16 protein-coding genes are annotated in these 26,597 nt (G+C 53.1%); 11 read left to right on the forward strand and 5 right to left on the reverse strand.

What is annotated here, in order from left to right; genetic code table 11:
• Nucleotides 1–17 precede the first annotated feature (17 nt).
• Nucleotides 18–878: a carboxylating nicotinate-nucleotide diphosphorylase gene (gene nadC, locus WKR14_RS02070; RefSeq protein WP_101055958.1), complete on the reverse strand. Its 861-nt coding sequence runs from the start codon at nucleotides 876–878 to the stop codon at nucleotides 18–20.
• Between the two features lie 184 nt (nucleotides 879–1,062).
• Between nadC and ampD the strand changes: the two genes are divergently transcribed.
• The 9 genes from ampD to WKR14_RS02115 all read left to right on the forward strand — a co-directional run bounded on the left by ampD (nucleotide 1,063) and on the right by WKR14_RS02115 (nucleotide 18,966).
• The gene (gene ampD / locus WKR14_RS02075) at nucleotides 1,063–1,608 is read left to right on the forward strand and encodes a 1,6-anhydro-N-acetylmuramyl-L-alanine amidase AmpD (protein ID WP_339087278.1); all 546 of its coding nucleotides are present in this window, start codon (nucleotides 1,063–1,065) and stop codon (nucleotides 1,606–1,608) included.
• A gap of 53 nt (nucleotides 1,609–1,661) precedes the next feature.
• Nucleotides 1,662–2,513 (forward strand): beta-lactamase regulator AmpE, encoded by an 852-nt coding sequence (ampE, locus tag WKR14_RS02080; protein WP_101055959.1) that lies wholly within the window; start codon nucleotides 1,662–1,664, stop codon nucleotides 2,511–2,513.
• 261 nt (nucleotides 2,514–2,774) lie between these two features.
• Nucleotides 2,775–3,527 (forward strand): pyruvate dehydrogenase complex transcriptional repressor PdhR, encoded by a 753-nt coding sequence (pdhR, locus tag WKR14_RS02085; RefSeq protein ID WP_039033589.1) that lies wholly within the window; start codon nucleotides 2,775–2,777, stop codon nucleotides 3,525–3,527.
• A 72-nt stretch (nucleotides 3,528–3,599) separates the two neighbouring features.
• Nucleotides 3,600–6,266, forward strand: a complete 2,667-nt coding sequence (gene aceE, locus WKR14_RS02090) for a pyruvate dehydrogenase (acetyl-transferring), homodimeric type (RefSeq protein WP_101055960.1) — start codon at nucleotides 3,600–3,602, stop codon at nucleotides 6,264–6,266.
• Nucleotides 6,267–6,279: 13 nt separating this feature from the next.
• Complete coding sequence (gene aceF / locus WKR14_RS02095) at nucleotides 6,280–8,262, forward strand: dihydrolipoyllysine-residue acetyltransferase (protein WP_339087279.1); 1,983 nt, start codon at nucleotides 6,280–6,282, stop codon at nucleotides 8,260–8,262.
• 157 nt (nucleotides 8,263–8,419) lie between these two features.
• On the forward strand, nucleotides 8,420–9,850 hold the full coding sequence (gene lpdA, locus WKR14_RS02100) for a dihydrolipoyl dehydrogenase (RefSeq protein ID WP_071476775.1): 1,431 nt from the start codon (nucleotides 8,420–8,422) through the stop codon (nucleotides 9,848–9,850).
• Nucleotides 9,851–10,021: 171 nt separating this feature from the next.
• Nucleotides 10,022–14,464, forward strand: a complete 4,443-nt coding sequence (locus WKR14_RS02105) for an EAL domain-containing protein (RefSeq protein ID WP_339087280.1) — start codon at nucleotides 10,022–10,024, stop codon at nucleotides 14,462–14,464.
• Between the two features lie 88 nt (nucleotides 14,465–14,552).
• On the forward strand, nucleotides 14,553–16,769 hold the full coding sequence (locus WKR14_RS02110) for a patatin-like phospholipase family protein (RefSeq protein ID WP_339087282.1): 2,217 nt from the start codon (nucleotides 14,553–14,555) through the stop codon (nucleotides 16,767–16,769).
• Nucleotides 16,770–16,911: 142 nt separating this feature from the next.
• Complete coding sequence (locus WKR14_RS02115) at nucleotides 16,912–18,966, forward strand: M13 family metallopeptidase (RefSeq protein ID WP_224865819.1); 2,055 nt, start codon at nucleotides 16,912–16,914, stop codon at nucleotides 18,964–18,966.
• Nucleotides 18,967–19,024: 58 nt separating this feature from the next.
• On the opposite strand, the gene hxpB is transcribed toward WKR14_RS02115, so the two are convergent.
• Nucleotides 19,025–19,687 (reverse strand): hexitol phosphatase HxpB, encoded by a 663-nt coding sequence (gene hxpB, locus WKR14_RS02120; protein ID WP_339087283.1) that lies wholly within the window; start codon nucleotides 19,685–19,687, stop codon nucleotides 19,025–19,027.
• Between the two features lie 381 nt (nucleotides 19,688–20,068).
• Here hxpB and acnB point away from each other — a divergent pair, with 381 nt between their 5' ends.
• The gene (gene acnB / locus WKR14_RS02125) at nucleotides 20,069–22,666 is read left to right on the forward strand and encodes a bifunctional aconitate hydratase 2/2-methylisocitrate dehydratase (protein WP_101055966.1); all 2,598 of its coding nucleotides are present in this window, start codon (nucleotides 20,069–20,071) and stop codon (nucleotides 22,664–22,666) included.
• A gap of 437 nt (nucleotides 22,667–23,103) precedes the next feature.
• On the opposite strand, the gene yjgA is transcribed toward acnB, so the two are convergent.
• Nucleotides 23,104–23,637, reverse strand: a complete 534-nt coding sequence (gene yjgA / locus WKR14_RS02130; protein WP_101055967.1) for a ribosome biogenesis factor YjgA — start codon at nucleotides 23,635–23,637, stop codon at nucleotides 23,104–23,106.
• Between the two features lie 148 nt (nucleotides 23,638–23,785).
• Between yjgA and pmbA the strand changes: the two genes are divergently transcribed.
• Nucleotides 23,786–25,129: a metalloprotease PmbA gene (gene pmbA / locus WKR14_RS02135; RefSeq protein WP_082050256.1), complete on the forward strand. Its 1,344-nt coding sequence runs from the start codon at nucleotides 23,786–23,788 to the stop codon at nucleotides 25,127–25,129.
• Between the two features lie 97 nt (nucleotides 25,130–25,226).
• Here pmbA and WKR14_RS02140 read toward each other — a convergent pair whose 3' ends face one another.
• Entirely contained in the window at nucleotides 25,227–25,574 is a 348-nt protein-coding gene (locus WKR14_RS02140) for a hypothetical protein (RefSeq protein ID WP_101055969.1), read from the reverse strand.
• A 99-nt stretch (nucleotides 25,575–25,673) separates the two neighbouring features.
• A complete protein-coding gene (locus tag WKR14_RS02145; RefSeq protein ID WP_101055970.1) occupies nucleotides 25,674–26,519 on the reverse strand; it encodes a substrate-binding periplasmic protein in 846 nt (281 codons plus the stop codon).
• Nucleotides 26,520–26,597 lie beyond the last annotated feature (78 nt).

Here is a 26,597-nt window from a genome sequence, read left to right on the forward strand (position 1 = left end):
GTATGCCTGCCAAGATCTCAGCCTTTGAGGCGCATGGAGAGATCCATGGCCCGCACATGCTTGGTCAGGGCGCCGACCGAGATAAAGTCGACACCGGTTTGGGCGAAGGCAGTTATGGTTTCCAGAGTGACATCGCCGGAAACTTCCAGTTTGGCACCCAGTCCCTTGGCCTTAAAGCCATTATTGAGCTCTACCGCCTGCAGCATCATGGTGACATCGAAGTTGTCCAACATAACAATATCGGCGCCGCCCTCCAGCGCTTGCGCCAGTTCTTCCAGGGTTTCTACTTCGACTTCCACAGGTTTGTCCGGGCGCAGTGCTCGTGCGGCCGCAATCGCCTTGGCGATACCGCCGCAGGCCATAATATGGTTCTCTTTGATCAGAAAGGCGTCGAACAAACCTATGCGGTGGTTTTTGCCGCCGCCGCAGGTGACGGCATATTTTTGCGCCGTCCGCAGGCCGGGAAGGGTCTTGCGGGTATCGAGCAAACGGCATTGAGTGCCCGCCAGTTTGTCGCAGTAAATCTTGGTCAGGCTGGCTACGCCTGAGAGGGTTTGAATAAAGTTCATCATGGTGCGCTCGCCGGTGAGCAGCAGGCGAGCCGGGCCAGAGAGTTCACACAGCAGCTGATTGGGCAGCACAAGATCGCCATCATCCACATGCCAGTGCAGGGCCACTTCGCCTCCGAGCTGGTTAAATACCTGTTCGGCCCAGGCTTTACCACAGAAAACACCTTCTTCGCGGGTAATAAGGGTAGCTTCGGCATATTTGTCTGCCGGGATCAACAGGGCTGTGATATCGCCCTCGGAGGCCTTCTGGTGGCCAAGATCTTCGTCCAGTGCGGCTTTGACACTGACCCTGATATCATTTTCGAGCATGATACGCGTCCTTGATTGACTCGGGATTATTGAGGAAATTTATGCTGCTAGATTAGCATAATAAGGGGCGCTGCTGGTATTGTGTTGGAGGCACAATTGGCTGTGGTCGAGTCCGGGGTGATTTGAAGCGCAAGCAGCCAAGCCTTGCTTTAGTGACGCCAATAGAGAGTCGGGAGATAAATAATTGGTTCGGGAGCTATGGATTGATGGTTGGTATGGCGAAGCCGTACCCAGGCCTTCACCTCACTTTAATCACAGGCCAGATGGCGAGGTGAGCCTTTTGGTGATCCATAATATCAGTCTGCCGGCCGGCTGTTTTGGTCTGCCTTATATAGAGCAGCTGTTTTTGGGAACCTTGGATACTGAAACCGACCCCAGCTTTGCCGAGCTTAAGGGGCTGGAAGTGTCGGCGCATTTTCTGATTCGCCGTGATGGTGAATTGCGCCAATATGTTTCGGTCGACCAGCGCGCTTGGCATGCAGGGGTATCTAACTTTGCCGGTCGTAGCGGCTGTAATGACTTTGCCGTCGGCATAGAGTTGGAGGGCACAGATGATTCCGGTTTTACCGAGGCGCAGTACCATAAACTTATTACCCTGAGCCAAAGTTTACGGTTGGCCTACCCGGATATCACCAAAGAGAGAATAGTAGGTCACAGCGATATTGCCCCTGGGCGCAAGACAGACCCGGGCCCGGGGTTTGATTGGCAAAGGTATCTGCAGGCGCTGTGACGCGTGTCGCTTTGAGATGGCCACAGGCCTAAAGAGAGCATGGAGAAGAAGAGATGGCACTGTTTTCCCTGTTGATCGCGATTATTGTTGAACGTTTGAAACTGCTGCCGGCTCGTTGGCAGTTGGACAGTGGGCTGCGCTGGTATCAAAGGCAGATGTTTACCGACAGTCAGTTGAGCACTACAGGTGGCATGATAGTGGCGCTCTTGCTACCGGCTGTGAGTGTGGCAGTGGCTTTGTGGGTAGTGGATGGATGGTTTTGGGGCTTGCCTTCGCTGCTGTTGTGGGTGGCGCTGGCGGTAGTTTGTTTTTCCCACCAATATCAAAGGCGTTTATTTAAGCGTTATGTGCAGGCTGCTTGCCGCGGTGATGTGCAAGCCAGTTTTCATTTCGCCGGAGAGCTGGACTGCAGTGAATGCCTGGATGCGGTCAGCGAACGCGAGTTGGGCGCCAGGGTAGGCCAGAGCGTGGCCTGGCTCAACTACCGCTATTATGGCGCCGTGGCGCTGTTCTTTATTCTATTTGGCCCCGTAGGCGCGGTGTTTTATTGCAGTGTGCGTTTTTTTGATGAAAGGCGCCAACGCTTGGCTAAAGAGTGGCCTGTGGTAGATAAGCTGCTGTATTGGCTCGACTGGTTGCCGGCACGGATCATAGGTTTTGGTTATGTGCTTTGCGGTCATTTCAGCAATGCTTTTCCGTTATGGTGCCAGTTGGCGCTGAAACGGGAGGCGACGCCCAGGGAGATAGTGACCCAAGTGGCGCTGGCTGCTGAAACTCTGCCGGATGATGAAGATGTGCCTGTGTCGGTACAGTCTACCTTGGCACTGCTGGCCTTGAGTAAGCGTAACTCAACTTTACTGCTTACTATTTTGTCGCTGTTGACCATTTTTGGTCTGGTGAGTTAGTGCTGAATAAGTGTGCTTGCGGTTTTGCTGCGGCGGGGCTTGGGTTTAACCAGGCTTTGGCTTAACCAGGCTTTGCCGCAAACAGGGCCCGAAGCTGCTTGTTAATTGGTCTGACCCCAGAGGGAAAAATATAGGCTATGCTCACACATCGTGAGTTGACTTGATGCAGATCACTAACTGGACTTTAAAAGTGTGATTTGATAAAGTGCGCTCACTCGTAGAAATTGGTAAGACCAATTTACAATAGGAGCTGAGGGCCAGATGGCTTATAGCAAAATCAGTCAGCCAAAGATTTCTGACGTCATCATGAATCAGTTGGAGCAGATGATCCTGGAAGGCAGCTTGCAGCCGGGTCAGAAGTTACCTCCTGAACGCGAGTTGGCGTTGCAATTTGAAGTCTCCCGTCCCTCATTGCGGGAAGCGATTCAAAAGCTGGAAGCAAAAGGATTATTGCTGCGCCGCCAAGGCGGTGGTACCTACGTTAAAGAACAGTTGTGGCAGAGTCTTGCCGATCCCATAGTCGAACTTATGCAGGGTGATCCGGAGAGTCAATATGACTTGCTGGAGTTCCGTCATGCCACCGAAGGCATGATGGCTTATTTTGCCGCCCTGCGCGGAACTGACGCCGATATGCAGAATATCCAGCGAATGATCCAGGAAGTGGAAGACGCCGAGGGAATTGAAGCGCAAGCGGCCGCCATTGTGCATTTTTACCGGGCAGTAGCCGAGGCATCACACAATGTTGCCATGCTGCACCTGGTGCTGAGTTTAACTCCTGTGCTGCATCAGAATGTGGCGCAAAACCTGGAGCTTCTGAGTCGTCGTGAAGAAGCTTCATCCATGGCGAATAAACATAGGCGGGCTTTGCTGGCCGCTATTATTCGCCGCGATCCCGAAGCCGCGCGTGAAGCGTCCAATGACCACTTGAGTTATATCGAGGAAGTCATGTTGTCGGTACGGGAAGAAGATAGCCGGTTGCAGCGTAGCTTGCGCCGTTTGAAGAGCGGCGTGTAGCCCAGGGTCGGCCCAGTGCCCACCTTAGGACGTCGTAATCACTATTAATACAATGTATAGAAGGACAGTGTCATGTCTGAAAATATGCTACAAGACTTGGATCCGTTAGAGACACAGGAATGGGTAGAATCCCTGCAGGCCGTATTGGAGCAGGAAGGTCCCGAACGTGCTCATTACCTGTTGGAAAAGCTGATCGATAAGGCTCGCCGTAACGGTACTCACCTGCCTTACACTGCCACTACTGCTTACCTGAATACCATTCCTGCCGGGCAAGAACCTCATATGCCGGGTAACCAGGAGATGGAACGTCGCATTCGCGCCATTGTGCGTTGGAACGCGTTGGCTATGGTACTGCGTGGTTCCAAGAAAGATCTGGAGCTTGGTGGTCATATTTCCAGTTTCTCATCCAGTGCCACTATCTATGATGTGTGCTTTAACCACTTCTTCCGTGCTCCCAACGAGAAAGACGGCGGCGACCTGGTTTACTTCCAGGGTCACATCGCCCCCGGCATCTATGCCCGTTCTTTCCTCGAAGGTCGTCTGAGCGAAGAACAGCTGGCCAACTTCCGTCAGGAAGTGGATGGCAAAGGCCTGTCCTCCTATCCGCATCCCAAGCTGATGCCTGATTACTGGCAGTTCCCTACGGTTTCCATGGGTCTGGGCCCTATCCAGGCCATTTATCAGGCGCGCTTCCTTAAGTACCTGACTGACCGTGGCATCAAGGATTGCTCCGAGCAAACCGTATATTGCTTCCTGGGCGACGGCGAGTGTGATGAGCCGGAAGCGCTGGGTGCCATCGGTTTGGCCGCTCGTGAAGAGCTGGATAACCTGGTGTTTATCGTTAACTGTAACCTGCAGCGTCTCGACGGCCCTGTACGCGGTAACGGCAAGATCATCCAGGAGCTGGAAGGTGAATTCCGCGGCGCCGGTTGGGAAGTGGTCAAGGTTATCTGGGGTCGTTACTGGGATCCATTGTTGGCCAGTGACACCAGCGGCAAGTTGCTGCAACTGATGAACGAAACCGTTGACGGTGAATATCAGAACTGTAAAGCCAAAGGCGGTGCCTGGACCCGTGAACACTTCTTCGGTAAGTATCCTGAAACCGCCGAGATGGTAGCCAACATGTCTGATGATGACATCTGGCGCCTGAACCGTGGTGGCCACGACCCGGTGAAGATTTACGCCGCGCTCGATAGAGCCAAGAAGACCAAGGGTCGCCCAACTGTTATTCTGGCCAAGACAGTGAAAGGTTATGGTCTGGGTGATGCCGGTGAAGGCAAGAACATTGCCCATAACGTCAAGAAGATGGACATTGAAGCCATTCGTCACTTCCGTGACCGCTTCAACATCCCAATCCCTGATGACAAGCTGGATGAAATCCCCTTCTACCATCCGGGACCGGATTCCGAAGAGGTTAAATACCTCAAGGAACGTCGTGAGGCCCTGATGGGTTATCTGCCTGCCCGTCGGCAGAAGTTCAGCGAAGAACTGCAAGTGCCTTCACTGAAGATTTTTGATGCGGTTCTCAAAGGCTCCAACGGCCGTGAGATCTCTTCTACCATGGCCTTTGTGCGGGTATTGACTGCCTTGCTGAAAGACAAGGGCATAGGTAAGAAGATAGTACCTATCATCCCGGATGAGGCCCGTACCTTTGGTATGGAAGGTCTGTTCCGTCAAGTGGGTATCTATGCTCACGAAGGCCAGAAATATGTGCCTCAGGATGCGGATCAGGTTGCTTACTATCGTGAGGACAAGTCCGGCCAGGTGCTGCAGGAAGGGATTAACGAGCTGGGCGCCATGTCCTCTTGGGTGTCGGCTGCGACCAGCTACTCGGTCAATGATACGCCGATGATCCCTTTCTATATCTATTACTCCATGTTCGGCTTCCAGCGGATCGGCGATCTGGCTTGGGCCGCCGGCGACATGCGCGCCCGTGGCTTCTTGGTAGGTGGTACTTCCGGCCGGACTACGCTGAACGGCGAAGGCTTGCAGCACCAGGATGGTCACAGCCATATTCTGGCCAACACCATTCCTAACTGCATCAGCTATGACCCAACCTATGGTTATGAAATTGCCGTTATTGTTCAGGATGGTATTCGCCGCATGTATGGCGAAGATCAGGAAGATATCTTCTACTACCTGACCACAATGAACGAGAACTATGTTCAACCTGAAATGCCACAAGGCGTGGAAGAGGGCATAGTCAAGGGTATCTACAAGTTGGAAAGCGTTGCCGGTTCCGGCAAAGGCAAAGTCCAGCTGATGGGTTGCGGCACTATTCTCGAGCAAGTACGCAAGGCGGCGCAGGCGCTGGCGAAAGACTTCGGTATCAGCACAGATGTGTTCAGCGTTACCAGCTTCAACGAGCTGGCGCGTGATGGCCAGGCAGTTGAGCGCTGGAACATGCTGCACCCAACAGAAACCGCCAAGGTGCCTTATGTGAGCACAGTGCTGGCCAAAGATGCGCCTGCGATTGTGGCGACCGATTACATGAAGATCTACGGCGAGCAGCTGCGCGCTTACGTGCCTTGTGACTACAAGGTGCTGGGTACCGACGGTTTCGGCCGCTCTGACAGCCGTGCCAACCTGCGTCACCACTTCGAAGTGGATGCCAAGTTCATCGTGGTTGCTGCGCTCAAGTCGCTGGTGGACCGCAACGAGCTGCCGGTAGATGTTCTGGCCAAGACCATTGCCGAATACGGCATCGACGCCGACAAGATCGACCCACAGCACGCGTAAGAGGGGAAGCAGAATGGCTGATATGAAACAAGTACTGGTTCCCGATATTGGCGGGGACGAGGTACAGGTTATTGAGATCTGTGCCAATGTGGGTGACAGCCTGGCGGCTGAAGACTCCATTATTACCGTTGAAAGCGACAAGGCGACCATGGATATTCCTGCGCCATTCGCCGGTGTGCTCAAAGAATTGAAAGTGGCCGTTGGCGACAGCGTGTCTGAAGGCACCTTGATCGCCTTGATGGCCGCCGAAGGCGCAGAAGCGGCTCCTGTTGCAGAAGCGCCCAAGGCAGAAGCTGCACCTGCTCCGGCAGCGGCTCCCGCGCCAGCTGCAGAACAGGCGGCGCCGGCCGCACCTGCAGACGGTGGCAGTCAGGTCATCGAAGTGACAGTGCCGGATATCGGTGATGCCGCAGATGTCGATGTTATTGAGGTGCTGGTGAGCGAAGGTGAGGCTATAGAAGCCGACGCCGGGTTGATCACGCTGGAAACCGATAAGGCAACCATGGATGTACCTTCGCCTCAGGCGGGTACAGTCAAGTCACTGAAAGTGAAGGTTGGCGATAAGGTTTCCCAGGGCTCTTTGGTGTTGCTGCTGGAAGTTGGCGCCTCTGCCGAAGCGCCACAAGCGCCAGCGGCTCAAGCAGCCGCACAGCCGGTGGCCGCTCAGGCAGCCGCGCCTGCCACAGTTGCAGTGAAAGAGATTGCGGTTCCCGATATCGGTGATGCTGCCGATGTGGACGTTATCGAAGTGCTGGTGGCGGTAGGTGATGAGATCAGTGCCGATCAAGGGCTGATCACTCTGGAAACCGACAAGGCGACCATGGAAGTACCGGCGCCCTTCGGTGGCAAGCTGGTTTCTCTGACCGTCAAAGTGGGTGACAAGGTGTCTCAGGGTAGCGTGATTGCCACGGTTGAGACCCAAGGCGCTGCTCCCGCAGCAGTTGCTGCACCGGCAGAAGCCCCAGCTCAGGCGGCCCCTGCCCCCGCACCGGCTCCAGTGGCCGCGCCTGCAGCGCAGAGCCGCCCACCTGTGCCGCATCATCCGAGCGCCGGTGCCCAGCCTAACACAGGTGCGGTACACGCTTCTCCGGCGGTGCGTCGCCTGGCCCGTGAGTTCGGTGTGGACCTGACTCAGGTGAAAGGTACGGGTCGCAAGGGGCGTATCCTCAAAGAGGATGTGCAGGCCTATGTGAAATATGAACTGTCACGGCCCAAGGCCACGGCGGCGACTTCTGTCGGCGGCGGCAGTGGTCTGCAGGTTATCGATGCGCCTAAGGTAGATTTCAGCAAGTTCGGTGAAGTGGAACAAGTACCACTGACCCGGATCCAGAAGATCTCCGGCCCTAACCTGCACCGCAACTGGGTGACCATTCCCCATGTGACTCAGTTCGATGAGGCTGATATCACAGAGATGGAAGCTTTCCGTAAGCAGCAGAATGAATTGGCTGCCAAGCAGAAGCTGAATGTGAAGATCACTCCGCTGGTGTTCATGATGAAGGCGGTTGCCAAGACGCTGCAGCAGTTCCCGGTATTCAACTCCAGCCTGAGCCCGGACGGTGAATCGCTGATCCGCAAGAAGTACTTCCACATAGGGGTGGCGGTTGATACGCCAAACGGTTTGGTTGTGCCGGTGGTGCGTGATGTGGACAAGAAAGGGATTATCGAGCTCAGCCGTGAGCTGACCGAAATTTCGATCAAGGCCCGCGACGGCAAGCTCAAGGCAGCCGACATGCAAGGCAGCTGCTTCACTATCTCAAGCCTGGGTGGTATCGGCGGTACCGCGTTTACGCCTATCGTCAACTATCCGGATGTGGCAATTCTCGGGGTGTCCAAGTCTGAGATCAAGCCGAAGTGGAACGGTAAAGAGTTTGAGCCAAAGCTGATGTTACCACTGTCACTGTCTTATGATCACCGGGTGATCGACGGGGCGATGGCGGCACGCTTCAGTGTCACTCTGTCAGGGATCTTGTCCGATATTCGTACAATGATCCTCTAACACAACAGGCTGCCCCTCGGGGCGGCCTTTTGTTTATTGTGATCAGTGTCAAACACGGGTTAAAATGCGCCCACCTTACGAGACAAGCACTTTCGAGCTGGCGCATCGCAGGTTGGGCTGGCTGTCCCCAACGGAATGAAAGAAATCAGAGGAAAAAATGAGTAACGAAATCAAAACTCAGGTAGTGGTATTAGGTGCTGGCCCTGCTGGCTATTCTGCGGCTTTTCGCGCGGCAGATTTAGGCCTGGAGACAGTGATTGTTGAGCGTTTCAGCACTCTGGGTGGCGTATGCCTGAATGTGGGTTGTATTCCTTCCAAAGCCCTGTTGCATGTAGCCAAAGTGATTGAAGAGGCCAAGGCGGTATCGGATCACGGTGTTGTGTTTGGCGAGCCAAAAATAGATCTCGACAAGCTGCGTGGCTTTAAAGAGAAAGTGATCGGCCAACTGACCAATGGTCTTGGCGGTATGTCCAAGATGCGTAAAGTTAAGGTGGTTAACGGTTTCGGTAAGTTCACTGGCCCCAACAGCCTCGAAGTGAAAGGTGCCGACGGTGAAACCACAGTGGTTAACTTTGACAACGCCATCATAGCTGCTGGCTCACGCCCAATTCAGCTGCCTTTCATTCCTCATGAAGATCCACGTATCTGGGACTCTACCGATGCACTGGAACTGAAAGAGATCCCAGGCAAGATGCTGGTGATGGGCGGCGGTATCATAGGTCTGGAAATGGGTACTGTTTACTCGTCTCTGGGCAGTGAAATCGACGTGGTTGAAATGTTCGACCAGGTGATCCCTGCGGCGGATAAAGACGTGGTTAAGGTCTTTACCAAGCAGATCAAGAAGAAATTCAACCTGATGCTGGAAACCAAGGTGACAGCGGTTGAAGCCAAAGAAGACGGCATTTATGTGTCTATGGAAGGTAAGTCGGCACCTGCCGAGCCAGTGCGTTACGACGCAGTGCTGGTGGCCATTGGCCGTACTCCCAATGGCAAGTTGATTGATGCCGACAAGGCCGGGGTCAAGATTGACGAGCGTGGCTTTATCAATGTCGACAAGCAACTGCGTACCAATGTGGCCAACATCTTCGCCGTGGGTGATATAGTTGGTCAGCCAATGCTGGCTCACAAAGGTGTGCATGAAGGCCACGTGGCCGCCGAAGTGATTGCCGGTATGAAGCACTTCTTCGATCCTAAAGTTATCCCATCCATCGCTTACACAGATCCTGAAGTGGCTTGGGTTGGTCTGACCGAGAAAGAAGCCAAAGAGCAGGGCATAGCATACGAAACCGCGACCTTCCCATGGGCAGCCAGCGGCCGTGCTATCGCTTCCGATGCCAGCGAAGGTATGACCAAGCTGATTTTCGACAAAGAGACTCACAGAGTGATCGGTGGCGCTATTGTGGGTGTCAACGGCGGTGAGTTGCTGGGTGAAATCGGCCTGGCCATCGAGATGGGTTGTGATGCCGAAGATCTGGCGCTGACCATTCACGCTCACCCGACTCTGCACGAGTCTGTAGGGCTGGCGGCCGAGATCTACGAAGGTTCAATCACAGATCTGCCTAACCCAAAGGCAAAAAAGAAAAAGTAATCTGCTGATTGGGGACTTGTTCCCTGGCAGGGTTGAAGTCGGGTCCAGTTAGCTGGGCCCGATTTTTTTATATCAAGTGCAATCCTTGTAAACGAACTGTTGTTTACAAGATGAAATTCGGTGGTCTAGCTGGTACATTCAAGACTGGTCACCAAGGTCATTCATCAACCGATGATAAGAAAACTAATAACAGCAGGTATTGCTATACTGCTCAGCCTTTTTTTCGGGGCTGCATCGGCAGATGCCGACGAGTTGGTTAAAAGGGTATTTTCTTCCAGGGATGGTTTGATCAACACCAGTATTCTCGACATCAGTATGGATGAGCGGGGATTTATCTGGCTCTCTACCGAACAGGGACTGTATCGCCTCAGCAACGCCAATATCCGCCGTTTGGATCGCGATGGTCTGGAATCGCGGATGGCCGATGAGTATCTACCCCTGGTCAAGTCTCTCGGGCAACAACAGATGCTGGTCAGTACTCTGTCGCACGCCTATCTCTACCATATAGCCGATAACCGTTTCCGTCAGTTTGGCAGCGATGAGCTGTTTCCGGATTATCAGGGTGGCGGTTTAATGAAGAGCTTGCAATCGACCGCTGGCGGCTGGCTGCTGTTAACGGAAAAAGGTCAGATTTGGCGCCTGAGTCAGGACCTGCAACAGCTTAGTAAGTTGTTTGATTTACCTTTCGACAGCGATTTGCTTTGGGATCAGCTGTTACAGCTTGAGAGTGGTGCCTTACTAATAGGGAACGCTTATGGCTTGGAGCTGAGATCGCACAATGGCGATGTATTGCAGCGTTTACCCTGGCAGGATAACTATGGACGTCTCAATGCCTTGTTTCTGGATAGCCAACAGCGGATCTGGGTGGCCGCCAGCAAAGGATTCTATCGGGTGGATCTGGCTGCCAACAGCATAGAGGCCGTGGCCGAAATCCCTTTTTTTACCAGTGAAATCACCGAAGATCTCAAGGGAAACCTGTGGATTGCCAGCAAGCAGGGATTGTTAAACTGGTCTCCGGATAGCCGCAAATTAAAACAGTATAAAGAACAGTTGAAGCTCAAGGCCGGTATCGAATATATCAATGCCCTGCAGGTGGACAGCAATGGCCTGATCTGGGTTGGTGGCACGGGGCATTCGCTGGCAGTGGTAGCCGATTCACCGGAATTTATTCTGGATAGTTTCAGCGCTTCTGAACCTTACAAGCTCAGTGATTCCATGGTTTGGGCCATACTGGCCGACGGTGAGATGCTGTGGCTGGGAACCGACTCAGGGTTGTTGGCCGTCAATCGAAATACCCAACAGAGCCAAACTACGCTTCCCAAAGGGATGGAGGTCAATGACAGCATCTACAAGATAGATAATTTGGACCAGAATCACCTGTTGTTATCGACCACCAATGGCTTATTTGTGATGAACAAGCAGACCTTGGAAGGGCAACCCTTGGGGGATTGGAACGGCAGCGGGCAGTCTCTGAGTCACAAGACGGTGATCACGGCTTTGAATGAGGGCAACCTTTGGTGGTTTGCGACCAGCAGCGGTTTGTATGAGTGGGATCAAACTCAAGGCAAGATAGCGCAAAAGACTTTGCCGGACACTGAATCCAGTGGCAATAATCCTGCGATTTACGGTGTCTATCGCGATAGTCGGCAGCGCTTGTGGATAGGTGGCAATAAGTCGTTCGGTTACCTGGAAAAGGGTGGTGGCTTCCGCTCGTTGGCGTCGGTATTTGATGACTTGCCGCATATGCCGACGGTGAGCCAATGGTTGGAATTGAGTCCGGATCGTTTTTGGCTGGCCACCCGGCAGGGAGGCTTGATCGAGCTGGACTTGCAGACCATGAATATTCGCCGTTTGACGCAAGAATGGCAATTGGACTGCAACACAGTATTTTTTTTGCAGGATACCGGCGACTACCGAGTTGTGGGATGCAGTTATGTGTTGATCCGTCAGGAAAAGAGTAGTGGTGAAATCAAGGTATTCAATAATGATGACGGTTTGTTGGGGGAGGAACTCAACGAAGGGGCATACTTCTATCAGCCGCAGCAGGGCCTCTATGTAGGTACGCCGGATGGGGTGATACTGCTGGACGTTGCCGGCATGGTTAATCGTATTCCAAAGCACGGCGCCATTGTTGAGTCGATTGCGGTTTATTATGACAATAAAACAGAGCTGAGTTTGGTACCGACTCCTGAACAACTCATTGCTCCCGGAGCCAGAATGCTCAGTTTTCAACTGAGCAGCATGGACTACCTGGATGATGCGCCCATTAGCCTCAAATACCGTTTGCGGCATCCAGGGGAAGATGAGTTGAATTATCTACTGCTGGATAATCAGTCCCAGATCAACCTTTCAGGGCTGACTCCCGGCGCCTACCAACTGGAGGTGATTAGCCAAAATAACGGTCTCTGGCAGTCGGAAGCCTTTCGCTTTCCTTTTTCTGTTGACCAGTTCTGGTGGCAGAGTCAGTGGTTCAAGGGGGTGTTGTTACTCATTATATTGGCAACGATTTTCAGTATCGTGCTGTTGCGTCAGCGTCAGGTACAACGTTTTATGACCATGAACCTAGCGTTGATGCAGAGTGATGACAGGTTGAGGCAATCACTCAGGGGCAGTGAATCGGATCTCTGGGAATGGCGCCGTGATACCGGCCAGTTTCATCTGGATAATCGCGGTGGCGTGCTGGGCAGCGGTGAAGACTTTATTCTTATCGGGATAGATAAGTTGCCGGTGCATCCAGATGATAGGACTGCCGCTTTGGACGAATGGCGCAGGATGTTGGAAGGTGAGAGTGACAGGTTTGAGTCTGAATACCGTTATATGCGTCAGGATGGCAGTTGGGGCTGGCTCAGGGTGCGCGGTAGGCCGGTCAGTCACGATCCGGTTTCCGGCAAGGTGCTCAAGGCAGCCGGGATTTATTCCGACATCACCATCAAGCGGCAACTGGAAGAGGAGGTAGAGCTGCTGGCGCAGGCATTTGAAAACACCTCTGAAGGGGTGTTTATTTTGGACGCCAATGAGGTCATCAAGGTCGCCAACAGAGCGGCAGAGTCGATAGTAGGTCAGGATAGGCAGAGCCTGCAGGGACGGCACTTCGGCGAGTTGGTGGTCAGTGAAAACTTCCATAAAGATAAGGTCGCCATTTTACTGCAAGGGATAGATTCCTGGACCGGCGAGCTGGAAATTGTTGGTGTGGCCGGGTCGCGCTGTCCTGTGTGGCTCAATATTTCCCTGATGCAGGATCGCAAGGAGCGGGTGCAACACTATGTGGTGGTGTTTTCCGATATCACTGAGCGCAAACGCACCGAGGCGGATCTGCGCCGCCTGGCGAACTATGACGTGCTGACCGGTTTGCCGAACAGGTCGCTGTTTGCCAACCGTTTGCAACAGGCAATCGAAGGGGCCAAAGATCAGCAACATAAGCTGGCCTTGCTGTTTTTGGATCTGGACAGGTTCAAGCATGTTAACGACTCCTACGGCCACAGCATGGGAGATGCGCTGCTGATAGAGGCCGCCAATAGGCTGCAGTCAGTGATGGGGCCGGAGCAGGTGTTGTGCAGGTTTGGCGGTGATGAGTTTGTGATCCTGGTACAGGATGCCGAGATAGATAAGCTCAATCGCCTCTGTGAGCGTCTGTTGGCGCAGATAGCTCAGCCGTTTGAACTCTATGGACGGGAGTTTTTTATTTCCACCAGTATCGGCATCAGTATCTGGCCCGACGATGCCAGACAACCTGAGATGTTGATCAAGAACGCCGATCAAGCCATGTATCACGCCAAGGAAGAGGGCAGAGGGAATTTCCAATACTATTCCAGTGAGCGTAATGCAGAGGCTTTGTACCATCTACGTTTGGAAGCCGATTTACGCCACGCCATAGAGCAGGGCGAGTTTGAGCTCTATTACCAGGGTCAGTTTGATGTAAAAGAGCAGCAAAAGCTTATCGGTATGGAAGCCTTGTTGCGCTGGCATCATCCAAGCGAAGGTTTTGTACGGCCGGATATTTTCATCAAGGTGGCCGAATCCTGTGGTTTGATTATTACTATCGACCGTTGGGTGCTGCGCCAAGCTTGTGAGGATGGTGCCCGTTGGAGCCAGAGTGCGGCGGAGCCGTTCAAGTTGTCGGTAAATGTCAGCGCAGTGCATTTCCGTCACCCGGAATTTATCAGTGGCGTGCTCGATATCCTCGAAGAAACCGGAATGCCGGCCGAATATCTGGCGCTGGAGATCACCGAAGGGGTGTTGATGAAAGAGCTGCAGATTGCCCGCCAGCACTTGAGACAGCTGAGGGCCCACGGCATAGAGGTGGCGATTGATGACTTTGGTACCGGCTACTCATCGCTGGCTTATTTGCGCCACTTTGAAGTGAATACCCTGAAAATTGATCGCTCCTTCCTCAAAGATATTGCCGGCAACAGTGCCGATCAGGCGATTGTCAGCAGTATTGTCGAGCTGGCCCGTAACCTCAAACTCAAGGTGGTGGCCGAAGGGGTGGAAACCCGGGAACAGCTGCAACAGGTCACTCACAGAGGCTGTCATATCATTCAGGGTTACTACTTTGCCAAGCCCGTACCTGCTGGTGAACTGGCATCCTGGTTTTACGAAACGTGCGATTTATGATCTTTGTTTATACCCTATTGGAACTTTCTCTTTACTGTAAATTCTTTGTTAGAATATACCGACTCTAATTCTGGAACTCTTGCTAGGTATGAAACCCTCTCTGCGCTTACTGGTTTTGATTGGCACTTTGTTGAGTGTGGCTGCGGTGGCGGCCGAACGTCCTAAGGTAGGCCTGGTACTCAGTGGCGGGGGCGCCAAGGGCGCGGCACATGTTGGGGTGCTTAAGATGCTCGAGGCAAACAATATTCCAGTCGATTATGTTGCCGGTACCAGCATAGGCGCCTATGTCGGCGGCCTTTATGCGCTTGGCTACAGCGCCACAGAAATTGAAACCATTATGATGAATGAGGATTGGTCCAAGGGTTACTCGGACACTATTCCGCGCCAGGCCATGAGTTATCGTGATAAACAGCAAAGAGACCAATACAATATTCCGCTCAATCTGGGGATCCGTGATGGTGAAGTACAGTCGCCCAGTGGCGTACTCCTTGGGCAAACCATGTCGCAACTGTATCGCAACACCACAGATCTGGTGCGGGAGTTCAATAGTTTCAACGAGCTGTCCATTCCCTATCGGGCGGTGGCGACAGATTTGGAAACCAGTCTGCCGGTAGTGATCAGCAGTGGCAGCCTGGTGCAGGCGATGCAGGCTTCGGCCACAGTGCCGGGAGCGCTGCAACCAGCTGAAATCGATGGTAAGTTGCTGGTGGATGGTGGTATTGCCAACAATATGCCGGTGGATGTGGTCAAGGCTATGGGGGCCGATGTGATTATCGCCGTCGATATAGGTTCGCCTTTGGTGAAAAGGGAGAAGCTTAACGGCACCTTAGCGGTATTGGATCAGCTGTCTACCATGCTGACCAACGCCAGCACAGAGCGGCAAAAGGTCTTGTTGACCAAGGACGATATCCTGATCCGCCCGGCTATCGACAACCTCAGCACCACAGATTTCGCCGATATGCCCAAGGCATTGGAAGCCGGGGTGACAGCTGCTGTACGGTACACCGACAGATTGAGCCAGTTAGCCGTGTCTCCTGAGGAATATCATGCTTATGTCCGGCAAAAACGCGAAGCCAGTCGTGATTGGCTGGATAACTTGGAGCGCCCGGTTACCCGGATAGTTTTTGATAATCAGTCCAAGGTCAGTGACTCTCTGCTGGGTGATACTTTGGGTATCGAATTGGGTGACAGAGTTACCAAACAGCAACTGGACGAGAGTATTGCGCGGTTATACTCACTGAACAAGTTTGAACGGGTCAGTGCCGAGTTTCAGGATACTGATGAGGGCCGGGTGTTAACCGTAACTACCAAGGCTAAGTCCTGGGGGCCTAACTATTTCCAGTTTGGCTTGAATTGGGAGGACGATTTCTCACTGGATTCGGCAGTAACCCTGGATGGTGCCGTGACCATGACGGACTTGACCGAAAACGGTGGTGAATGGCGCAACGAGCTCAAGATGGGCTTCGAGAAGCTGCTCGGTACCGAATTTTACCAACCTCTGGACAAAGATCAGCAGTTCTATGCCCGCGCCCGATATCAATACGAGATCAAAGGTTGGGATGTGTTTGATGCCAACAAGCTTTACTTTGAGCTGGATCGCAAGAGTCACAGAGTCGACCTGGGTTTGGGGTACAACTATGTCAAACAGGGCCGGATTGAGCTGGGGCTGACGGGTGAGTCGGGAGTGGTCTCCAACGAGGCCTTCTTCGATGATCTCAAGTTCAACACCTATGGCGCCTATTTGAAGCTCGGCTACGATACCCTGGACAGCATCAGTTTCCCCACCTCAGGTAACCGTTTTACTCTGAATATCTATTTGCGTAATGAAGAGTATGAAGACGGCGAGTTCAAGACGGATCCGGAACGTTCGCTCCAGATAGAAGCCGACTGGAAAGGGGTAGTCAGTGTTGGCAGCCACTCTTTTGTGGGTAAGGCATCCTATGCAAACGTGGATAAAGACGGCAACTTTACTCTCTATGTATCCGACCTCGGCGGTTTCCTTAATCTCTCCGGCTACCACAAGAATTCTATTGCCGGCGCCCAAAAGGTGTTCGGTGCCTTCATTTATCAGTACGATCTCGGTCGTGATGCGCTGGGGATGAAGGACTTTCCGCTTTACTTGGGAGCCAGTTTGGAAGCGGGTAACGTTTGGGGTCTTGATGAGCATGTGATGTTCAACGATCTCATCTATTCCAGCAGTTTGTATCTGGGGACAGAGACTCAGCTGGGCCCTGCCGCGATCGGCTTTGGTTTCAGTGATAACGGTGAAAAGGCGGTTTACCTGTTTCTCGGCAAAAACTTCTAAGTCTTATTGTTGACCAGGTCAGTGGTGTTCATAGTTATTTACAAAAATCCACTACAGACTGGTCACAGGGAGTGCTAAGGTTTGAAGCTGGTATCTTTGTAACAATATAACTATCTGAACAATCACAAATTCGGGAAAGAAAATGAGCAAAATAACCACCCTGGCACTGGGCATCGCCCTCAGCCTTGGTCTGGCTTCCTGTGCCAGCCAGCAAGCGCCGCAGTCGCAAGCAGAAGTGAAAAAGGCCTCCGGTATTGAGCTGGAGAACTTTGACCACCAGGTTCGTCATCAGGACGATTTCTACTATAGCGTCAACGGTAAGTGGTTGGCTACTACGCCTATTCCGGCCGACAAATCCAACTATGGTGCTTTCTCTGTGCTCTATGAAGAAAGCCAGGCTGCCCTGAAACAGATTATCGAAGAAGCCGCCGCCAAGCCTAATAAAGCTGAAGGTTCGGTGGAGCAGAAGATAGGCGATTTCTATGCCGCCTATATGGATAGCACTCTTGCTGACCAACTGGGGATTGCGCCGCTCAAGGGACAACTGGCCGATATCGCCAAAACCGCCAGCCATGCCGATGTTGCCGCGCTGATGGGCAAACTGTTGACCGATGGCTCCGGCATTCCCTTTGGTTTTTACGTTAATAACGATGCCAAGAATTCCAGCCAATACGGGGTTTACCTGTACCAGAGCGGCCTGACACTGCCGGATCGTGATTACTACCTCAAGGATGATCCCAAGTTTGTCGCCAATCGCGAAGCGATGCGTGAATATGTTCGCAACCTGATGAGTGCCGCCGGTTACCCGCACGCCGATGCCGCTGCAGCCAATGTCGCCAACATTGAACTCTTTATCGCCCAGAGCCAGTGGAGCCGGGTCGAGTCCCGTGATGCCAACAAGGCTTACAATAAGATGAGCCTGAAAGAGTTGCAGCAGCTGATGGGCGGCTTCGACTTTGACGGTTTCGCCAAGGCGGCCGGTCTAAGCGGCAAGACTCAGGACGTGATAGTGCGTCAACCTTCCTACTTTGAGAAGTTGGGCGCCGAGTTCGGCAAGTTCCCTGTTTCAGCCTGGCAAGACTACCTGGCATTCCATCTGGTGGACTCCTACGCCGGTTTGCTGAGCCAGCAGTTTGTCGATTTGCACTTTGATTTCCACAGCAAAACCTTGATGGGTATTCAGGAGCAAAAACCGCGCTGGAAGCGGGCCGTCGATGGCGCCGACCAAGTGATTGGTGAGCTGGTGGGTAAAGAATATGTAGCCCGTCACTTCCAGCCGGAAGCCAAGGCGCGGATGGAGTCGATGATCAAAAACTTGATCAAGGGCTTTGAAGTCAGCATCAATGAGCTGGAGTGGATGACACCCGAGACCAAGAAAGCGGCTCAGGAAAAACTGTCCAAGTTTACTTACAAGATAGGTTATCCGGACAAGTGGAAGGACTACAGCAATCTGGAGATCAAGGCCGACGATTTGGTGGGGAACTATCAGCGTTATGCCCGTTTCGAGTATCAGGACATGCTGGCTAAGCTGGGCAAGCCAATCGATCGCACTGAGTGGCACATGACACCGCAAACGGTGAACGCCTACTACAACCCTGTGATGAACGAAATCGTGTTCCCGGCCGCCATTCTGCAGCCGCCTTTCTTCAACATGGAAGCCGATGACGCGGTGAACTATGGTGGCATAGGCGCGGTGATTGGCCACGAGATCAGCCATGGTTTCGATGATCAGGGCGCCAAGTATGACGGCGACGGTAACCTGCGCAACTGGTGGACAGACAAAGACCGCGAAGAGTTCCAGAAGCGCGGTGCGCAGCTGTCTGCCCAGTACAGCCAGTTTGAAGCTCTGCCTGGCAAGTTCGTCAACGGTGACCTGACTCTGGGTGAGAACATAGGCGATCTGGGTGGCTTGACTGTTGCCCTGCGCTCTTATCACCTGAGCCTCAACGGTAAAGAAGCGCCGGTAATGGACGGCCTGACCGGCGATCAGCGTTTCTTCGTCGGTTGGTCACAGGTGTGGCGCCGCAACTACCGTGATGAGGAGCTGGGACGTCGTCTGCTGACTGACCCCCATTCACCCAGCCACTACCGCGCCATGGGTACTCCCCGCAACGTGGAAGGTTTCTACAAAGCCTTCGACCTCAAGCCGACTGACAAGATGTATCTGTCGGAAGAGGACAGAGTGAAGATCTGGTAAGGCGGATTATCCAGAAAACAGAGCCAGGCAGATGCCTGGCTCTGTTGTATCTGGTGGTTTATAGGGTATCAAGCAGTGCCGGCAGGGCTTCCAGGCTATCACCTTGATAATGCGCCGCAGCCCAGCGGGGATCCTGGCGCTGCTCGGCTGCCGGGACTATTAAGGTCTGCATATTGGCGGCGCGAGCGGCTATCAGGCCGTTGAAAGAATCTTCCACCGCCAGGCAGCGGCTCGGCGCCAGCGCCAGTTTGGCGGCGCAGGAGAGATAAACCTCAGGGTGGGGTTTACCGAGGGGAAAATCCTGAGCCGATTGTATCGCATCGAAGGCTTCTGTTATGGCGAGTTTGCCAAGCACGGCATCGATAATATCCCAGGAGGAAGAGGTGGCCAGACCCACTTTCAGACCTCGGCTGCGGCAGGCGCTGAGGGCTTCGACAACACCGCGCATGGGTTTGCCATCGCGGCGGATATAGGCGATTACCGCCGCGATGATTTGATCGGCGATATATTGAGGATCTACTTTGACCTCGGGAAAGCGCTGTAACCAGAAGTCCACCACTTGATCGATTCGCAGGCCGGTGGTGAGCGCAATGGCCTCGCGGCTGACGCTCATTCCAAGCGAGTGTAAAACCTGAAACTCGGCTTGCTGCCAGACGGGCTCTGAGTCAATTAATATCCCATCCATATCGAAAATAACGGCCTGTATTGCGGGTGCTTGCATGGAAAAGTCTCAAAAACGGCGCGGATTTGGACGCAGGATAACGAAAATCGGCCTCGGGATGCAAAATTATCCCGGCTGGGATGCTTGGCTGAAGGCGTTTGAATTTAATTCGATTACTACAATCTAATTATTTGTATTTAAATGAAAAAATCATTTTTTCAAACTATTGTCTAATTTCCTTTGTTTAATGAGGGGCTTAGTGTGTTGCCGACCTTGGGATTTTGCCACGATTTCTCAGTTGCCTTAGTGTGATCTCATTCATACTTTTGCAAAGCTGTAGTATACTGCAGGCCGGAATTTACGGGTCGATCCTGTGGGGCTGTCAGCTTCATTCATGAAGACGTGCAGTCGTAAGAGCGCCTAACAAAGAGGAATGTTGCCGTGCTAGAAGCATATCGTAAACACGTCGAAGAGCGTGCTGCTGAGGGCGTAGTCCCTAAGCCATTGGATGCACATCAAGTGGCTGAGCTTGTTGAATTAGTGAAAAACCCACCTGCAGGCGAAGAAGAATTTATTCTTAACCTGCTCGAAAATCGTATTCCCCCAGGTGTTGATGAAGCCGCCTATGTTAAGGCCGGTTTCCTGGATGCCGTTGCCAAGGGTGAGGTGAAATCGCCAATCCTGAGCGCCGAGCGTGCGCTGGAACTCTTGGGCACCATGCAGGGCGGTTACAATATCGAACCCCTGATCCGCCAATTGGACAACGAGCAGATGGCCCCGCTGGCGGTCAAGGCTCTGTCCCACACCCTGCTGATGTTCGATGCCTTCCACGATGTGGTCGAGAAGATGAAGGCGGGTAACGCCTATGCCAAGCAAGTGGTTGAGTCCTGGGCCAATGCCGAGTGGTTCCTCAGCCGTCCCAAGCTGGCCGAGAAAATCTCTCTGACCGTATTCAAGGTCACAGGCGAAACCAACACCGACGATCTGTCTCCGGCTCCTGATGCCTGGTCACGTCCCGATATCCCACTGCACGCCTTGGCGATGCTGAAAAACGCCCGCGACGGTATTGAGCCGGATCAGCCAGGCGTAGTAGGGCCAATCAAGAAGATTGAAGAACTCAAAACCAAGGGCTTCCCACTGGTTTATGTGGGCGACGTGGTAGGTACAGGTTCTTCCCGTAAGTCGGCGACCAACTCTGTGCTGTGGTTCATGGGTGATGATATTCCATTCGTGCCCAACAAGCGTGCCGGTGGCTTCTGCCTCGGTGGCAAGATAGCTCCTATCTTCTTCAACACCATGGAAGATGCCGGTGCTCTGCCGATTGAGTTGGATGTGGGCAATATGGAGATGGGTGATGTTATCGACATCTACCCTTATGCCGGTAAAGTGACCCGTCACGATAGCGACGAAGTTATCTCTGAATTCAAACTCAAGACTGATGTGCTGCTGGACGAAGTGCGTGCCGGTGGCCGTATTCCATTGATCATCGGCCGCGGTCTGACCGACAAGGCCCGTGAAGCTCTGGGTCTGGAAGCCTCCGATGTCTTCGTGCGTCCAGGTGACGTTGCCGATACCGGCAAGGGTTACACCCTGGCGCAGAAGATGGTAGGTAAGGCCTGTGGCGTAGAAGGTATCCGTCCTGGCCAATACTGTGAACCCAAGATGACTTCTGTCGGTTCTCAGGACACTACCGGCCCTATGACTCGTGACGAGCTGAAAGACTTGGCCTGTCTCGGTTTCAGTGCTGATTTGACCATGCAGTCTTTCTGTCACACTGCCGCCTATCCCAAGCCTGTTGACGTAAATACTCACCACACTCTGCCTGACTTCATCATGAACCGCGGTGGTGTTTCCCTGCGTCCAGGTGACGGTGTTATTCACTCTTGGCTGAACCGCATGCTGCTGCCCGATACCGTAGGTACAGGTGGTGACTCGCACACCCGTTTCCCTATCGGTATCTCTTTCCCAGCCGGTTCCGGCCTGGTGGCTTTTGCCGCCGCTACCGGTGTTATGCCACTGGATATGCCTGAGTCTGTGCTGGTGCGCTTCAAGGGCAAGATGCAGCCTGGTATCACTCTGCGTGATCTGGTGCATGCGATTCCGCACAAGGCCATCGAAATGGGTCTGCTGACCGTTGAGAAGAAGGGCAAGAAGAATATCTTCTCCGGCCGTATCCTCGAAATCGAAGGTCTGGAGCACCTCAAGGTTGAGCAGGCATTCGAACTGTCTGATGCGTCTGCCGAGCGTTCTGCCGCCGGTTGTACCATCAAGCTGGATAAAGATCCTATCATCGAGTACCTGAACTCCAACATAGTCATGCTCAAGTGGATGATTGCCGAAGGCTACGGCGACCGTCGTACCATAGAACGTCGTATCAAGGGCATGGAAGAGTGGTTGGCGAACCCTGAACTGATGGAAGCCGACAAGGATGCCGAGTATTCAGCGGTTATTGAGATCGATCTGAATGAGATCAAAGAGCCTATTCTGTGTGCACCGAACGATCCCGATGACGCCGTATTGCTGTCTCAGGTAGCCAACACTCAGATTGATGAAGTGTTTGTCGGTTCCTGTATGACCAACATAGGCCACTTCCGCGCCACGGGTAAGATGCTGGACAAGTTCGCCAAGACGCTGCCTACTCGTCTGTGGATTGCTCCGCCAACCAAGATGGATAAGGATCAGCTGACCGAAGAAGGTTACTACGGTATCTTCGGCCGCGTCGGTGCCCGTATTGAGATCCCCGGTTGTTCTCTGTGTATGGGTAACCAGGCGCGGGTTGCTGAAGGTGCGACCGTGGTGTCGACTTCTACCCGTAACTTCCCGAACCGCCTGGGTACGGGGGCCAATGTGTACCTGGCCTCTGCCGAGCTGGCTGCCGTTGCAGCGCTGTTGGGACGTTTGCCAAGCCCTGAAGAGTATCAGGAATATGCCAAGGAACTGGACGCAACAGCGGCCGATACCTACAGATACCTGAACTTCGACCAACTGGAGTCTTACACCAAGAAGGCCGGTGAAGTGATCTTCCAGTCAGCGGTTTAAGTTATTGCATAGATTATCGCAATAACCTAAGTCAGCTCATGGAACTCAATGCCAATAGCTATAGAGGCTTAACGGTTTCCGGGAGCTGACGCAAAACCCCACTAACTTTGTTAGTGGGGTTTTTCTATGTTAGCTGAAGCGTTCGGGAAGATGCGAATAGCTACTCATGGCACCCTCATTGAAAGAGGGCGAAGCTTACAAAGCGGTTTGTTGTGTGCCGATCACGCCTTGATTCACATCACGAAGAAGTGGACTAAGCCTATAGGGGATAGGGAGCCGGTGAGGGTGAAACTCACTGTTCGGTGACAGAGTATCACAGTGATAAACTGGCACCTAAACAGAAGAATATATCGCCGTGTTAACTATATGAGTATTAATGCTTATACATAACATCAAAACTCCAAGAACGGCAGTTTTATACAGTGCGAATTACGGGATCAGTTTTCCAGTTCGCTGCGCAAATACTTGAACAGCTCGGCAGAGGACTTGGACTGAGGCCCCTTGGCCAGTTCCTTATTGGCCTGACGCACCAGTTGCCTGAGTTTTTGTCTGTCCAGTTGCGGATGTTCTTCCAGCAGGGACTGCACTTCGGCATCGCCACCATTGAGCAAACGGTCACGCAACTTCTCAAATACCTGGGCCTTGGCGGCCGCTTCGTTGTTCTTGTTCAGCACCCGCTCAAGCGAGGTTTGAATCGCCTCAAGATCTTCGTTGCGCATCAGCTTGCCGATAAACTGCAACTGACGACGGAAGGCCTCGGTATTGGGCTTGATGTTCTTGGTTTGCATGATGGCATCAAACAGGGACTCACCCAGCTCAATTTTGGCCAACTGACTCTTGCTCAGCGCTGCCAGCTGTTTGCCCAGATCCTGAGCCTCTTCACTGTCGCGTTTGAGCGAGGTCTTGCTGATATAGTCCTCGTCCTCATCATAAGGCTGTTTAAAATGCTCTGAATCGCCAACTATTTTCATAAAGTCTTTCCTCTGATACTGGCGCTGATTGTAGCATCCCCCTTGGCGCTTCGTCTTCTACGGCAGCAAAATTGATCTGTCGTGGTTATGTGAATAAAGCCGGCTTTTGTTATGCTAGGGGCAGTTTAGCCAATTCAAGAGTAAACCTGTGTCTGCAAATTTTATTGATAGTGAACTGAGTGCGTTGAAAGACGCGGTGGCGATGGCGCTGGAGTATGCCAATAGCCTGGGCACCAGTGCTGCCGAGGTGGCCATCAGCAAGCAACAGGGTCTGAGTGTTTCCACTCGCCTCAAGGAGGTGGAAACGGTCGAATTCAACAAGGATGGCGCGCTGGGGATCACCCTGTATCGCGATGGACACAAGGGCAGCTCTTCCACTTCGGATCTGTCGCCGGAGGCGATTCGCCAGGCGGTTAAGGCCGCCGATGGTATCGCCCGCTATACCAGTGAAGACCCTGCCAGCGGTTTGGCCGATCCTGAGTTGATGGCGAAAGATTTTCCCGATCTGGATCTCTATCATCCCCGTCACACCAGCCCGGAAGAGTTAGCCGAGTTGGCCATTCGCGCCGAAGCTGCGGCGCTGGACAGAGATCCGAGGATCAAGAATTCGGATGGTGCCAGTGCCAACGCCCACAACAGCGTCAAGGTCTATGGCAACAGCCATGGTTTCCTGCAGGGTTACTGCAGCTCGCGCTACAGCCTCAGCTGTGTGGTGATTGGCGCCGAAGACAACGGCGATATGCAGCGCGACTATGACTATGGTATCAACCGCCGCTTCGACGCCTTGTTGAGCCCGGAGCAGGTGGGGATTAAGGCCGCCGATAAGACGGTTGCCCGTCTCGGTGCCCGCAAACTGGCAACCGGCAAACTGCCCGTGCTGTTTGCGCCGGAAGTGGCCACAGGTCTGGTGGGACATCTGGTCAGCGCCATCAGTGGCTCAAGCTTGTATCGCAAGTCCAGCTTCCTGCAGGATGCTATCCACACTCGGATTTTCCCCGAATGGTTAAGCATTGCCGAGCAGCCGCATCTCAAAGGTGCCCTGGCCAGTGCCAACTACGACAGCGAAGGGGTCGCGACCCGTGAGCGGGACATAGTCCGTGACGGCACACTGGAGAGTTATCTGCTGACCAGTTACTCGGCGCGCAAGCTCGGACTGGTCAATACCGGCCATGCCGGCGGCATCTATAACTGGACGCTGGCCGATACCGGCCACAGTTTTGATGAGTTGGTGCGTTCCATGAGCCGCGGGCTCATAGTCACAGAGGTGATGGGTCAAGGGGTGAATATGGTTACCGGCGACTATTCCCGCGGCGCAGCCGGTTTCTATGTCGAGAATGGCGAAATCCAGTTCCCGGTCGAGGAGATCACCATAGCCGGTAACCTGAAGCAGATGTACCGCTCTATGCAGGCGGTTTCCAGCGACAGGGATCTGCGCTCCAGCATACGTACCGGGGCAATATTGCTCGATGAGATGAAGATAGCCGGTAACTGAGTTGGCAAACGGCTAAAAACGCTTGGAAAAAGCCCGCTGTCAATGCGGGCTTTTGGGCATGTTCATTTTTATCAAAACGTTACGGGCTTATTGGGCATCATGCAGGGTGATATGCTTCCTCACCCGAGTCACTATCCTCAAAGTTGAGTGGCAGATATTGGCTGAGCTCTTTTAAGTTATTGCAGATACTGTGGGCTCTCTGTTCATCCCCTTGATGCAAGATGGTGAACATATGTTGCAGTGCCATGGCATTAAGATAGTCCCGGTGAACCGGCGGGAAGATTTCGGCATCGATTTTCGCCCGCTGCAGGCGCTTGTTTATCGCTTGTTGACTGCTGAGCAGCACCAGTTCCAGCGCGGTTTTCAAGTGCTGTTCCTCTTCGGCCATCAAGTTCATGGCCAAGTCCAACTGTGCCTGTGGCGTTAACGGCTTACGGGAAAACATCTGATTAACTCTTTACGGCCAAAAACGCCAGTGTACCCCTGGCATGCTGGACTCAGGCTGAACCACAGGGACTAGAGCCCTTGTTTAGGCTTAGGGGAACTAAGGCGTCGCAGCAGGCTGTGATACCTGTTGCATATAGTCTTGATAACGCCGCTCGGTTTCCCCGCTGTTGGCCATTTGAGACAAGACTTGCTGTAGTGCGTAGGCTATGCTGCCTGCTTGTAATTCCCAAGGGCTGTTGTCAATGGATATCGGCTTGGCGGCGACATAATTGGGGTTTACGTCGGCGCTGAAATAACGGCTCTTGCGTGAGAAGCCCAGGTGACCTGGCCGCCAGTTATCGCAGCAGTTGGGATGCAGTTTTAGCCCGTGCTGAGGATGATTTTGCAGCCAGTACCTCAGGGTTGATTCATCGTAGACATAGAAATCCCCTTGATGCTGTGTGAGAAAGGCTATCGCGGAGTCTGTGCTCATGTCCGGTGGCTTGCGCACTATCAATTTGTTTGGTAAACCACCCAGCTGATAGCTACCGGGGGAGATCAGCAGCACCAATTGTTTATCCACCAATTGCTGCAGCGAAGTGATGTCAGTCAAGTCGTCGCGGCTGACGCCTATATAGCGTTCAGACAGGCCGTTAACGATAAAATGTGCATAGTTGTGGCGTTCTTTGGAGAAGGCCAACCCAGGGTAAAAGTCGATATTGCCCTTGGCGATTTCCCGTAGAATACGCTTTTTCGGTGCTCGCACTACCTTAAGACTACAACCTATTCTCGCTGCTGCCTCTTGATAGAGGTTGAGATAGAGGCCGCTGTTATCCGGTGCTTCAGCAATATAGGGTGGCCGGGCGTTGGTGCGATATCCCATGGTTAACTCACAATTTTCTGTGGCAAACACTTGTGCCGCACAAACGAGCGTCAGCAGTGTCAAACAGAACTTGATGATCAAAGAATAACTCCTCCGGGTGGGGCTAACGCAGGCTGAATAATACGGCGGGTTGCTAGCATAGGTAAAATACTCGTGATA

This window comes from Shewanella chilikensis (genome assembly GCF_037953065.1).
GTDB classification, from domain to species: domain Bacteria; phylum Pseudomonadota; class Gammaproteobacteria; order Enterobacterales; family Shewanellaceae; genus Shewanella; species Shewanella chilikensis.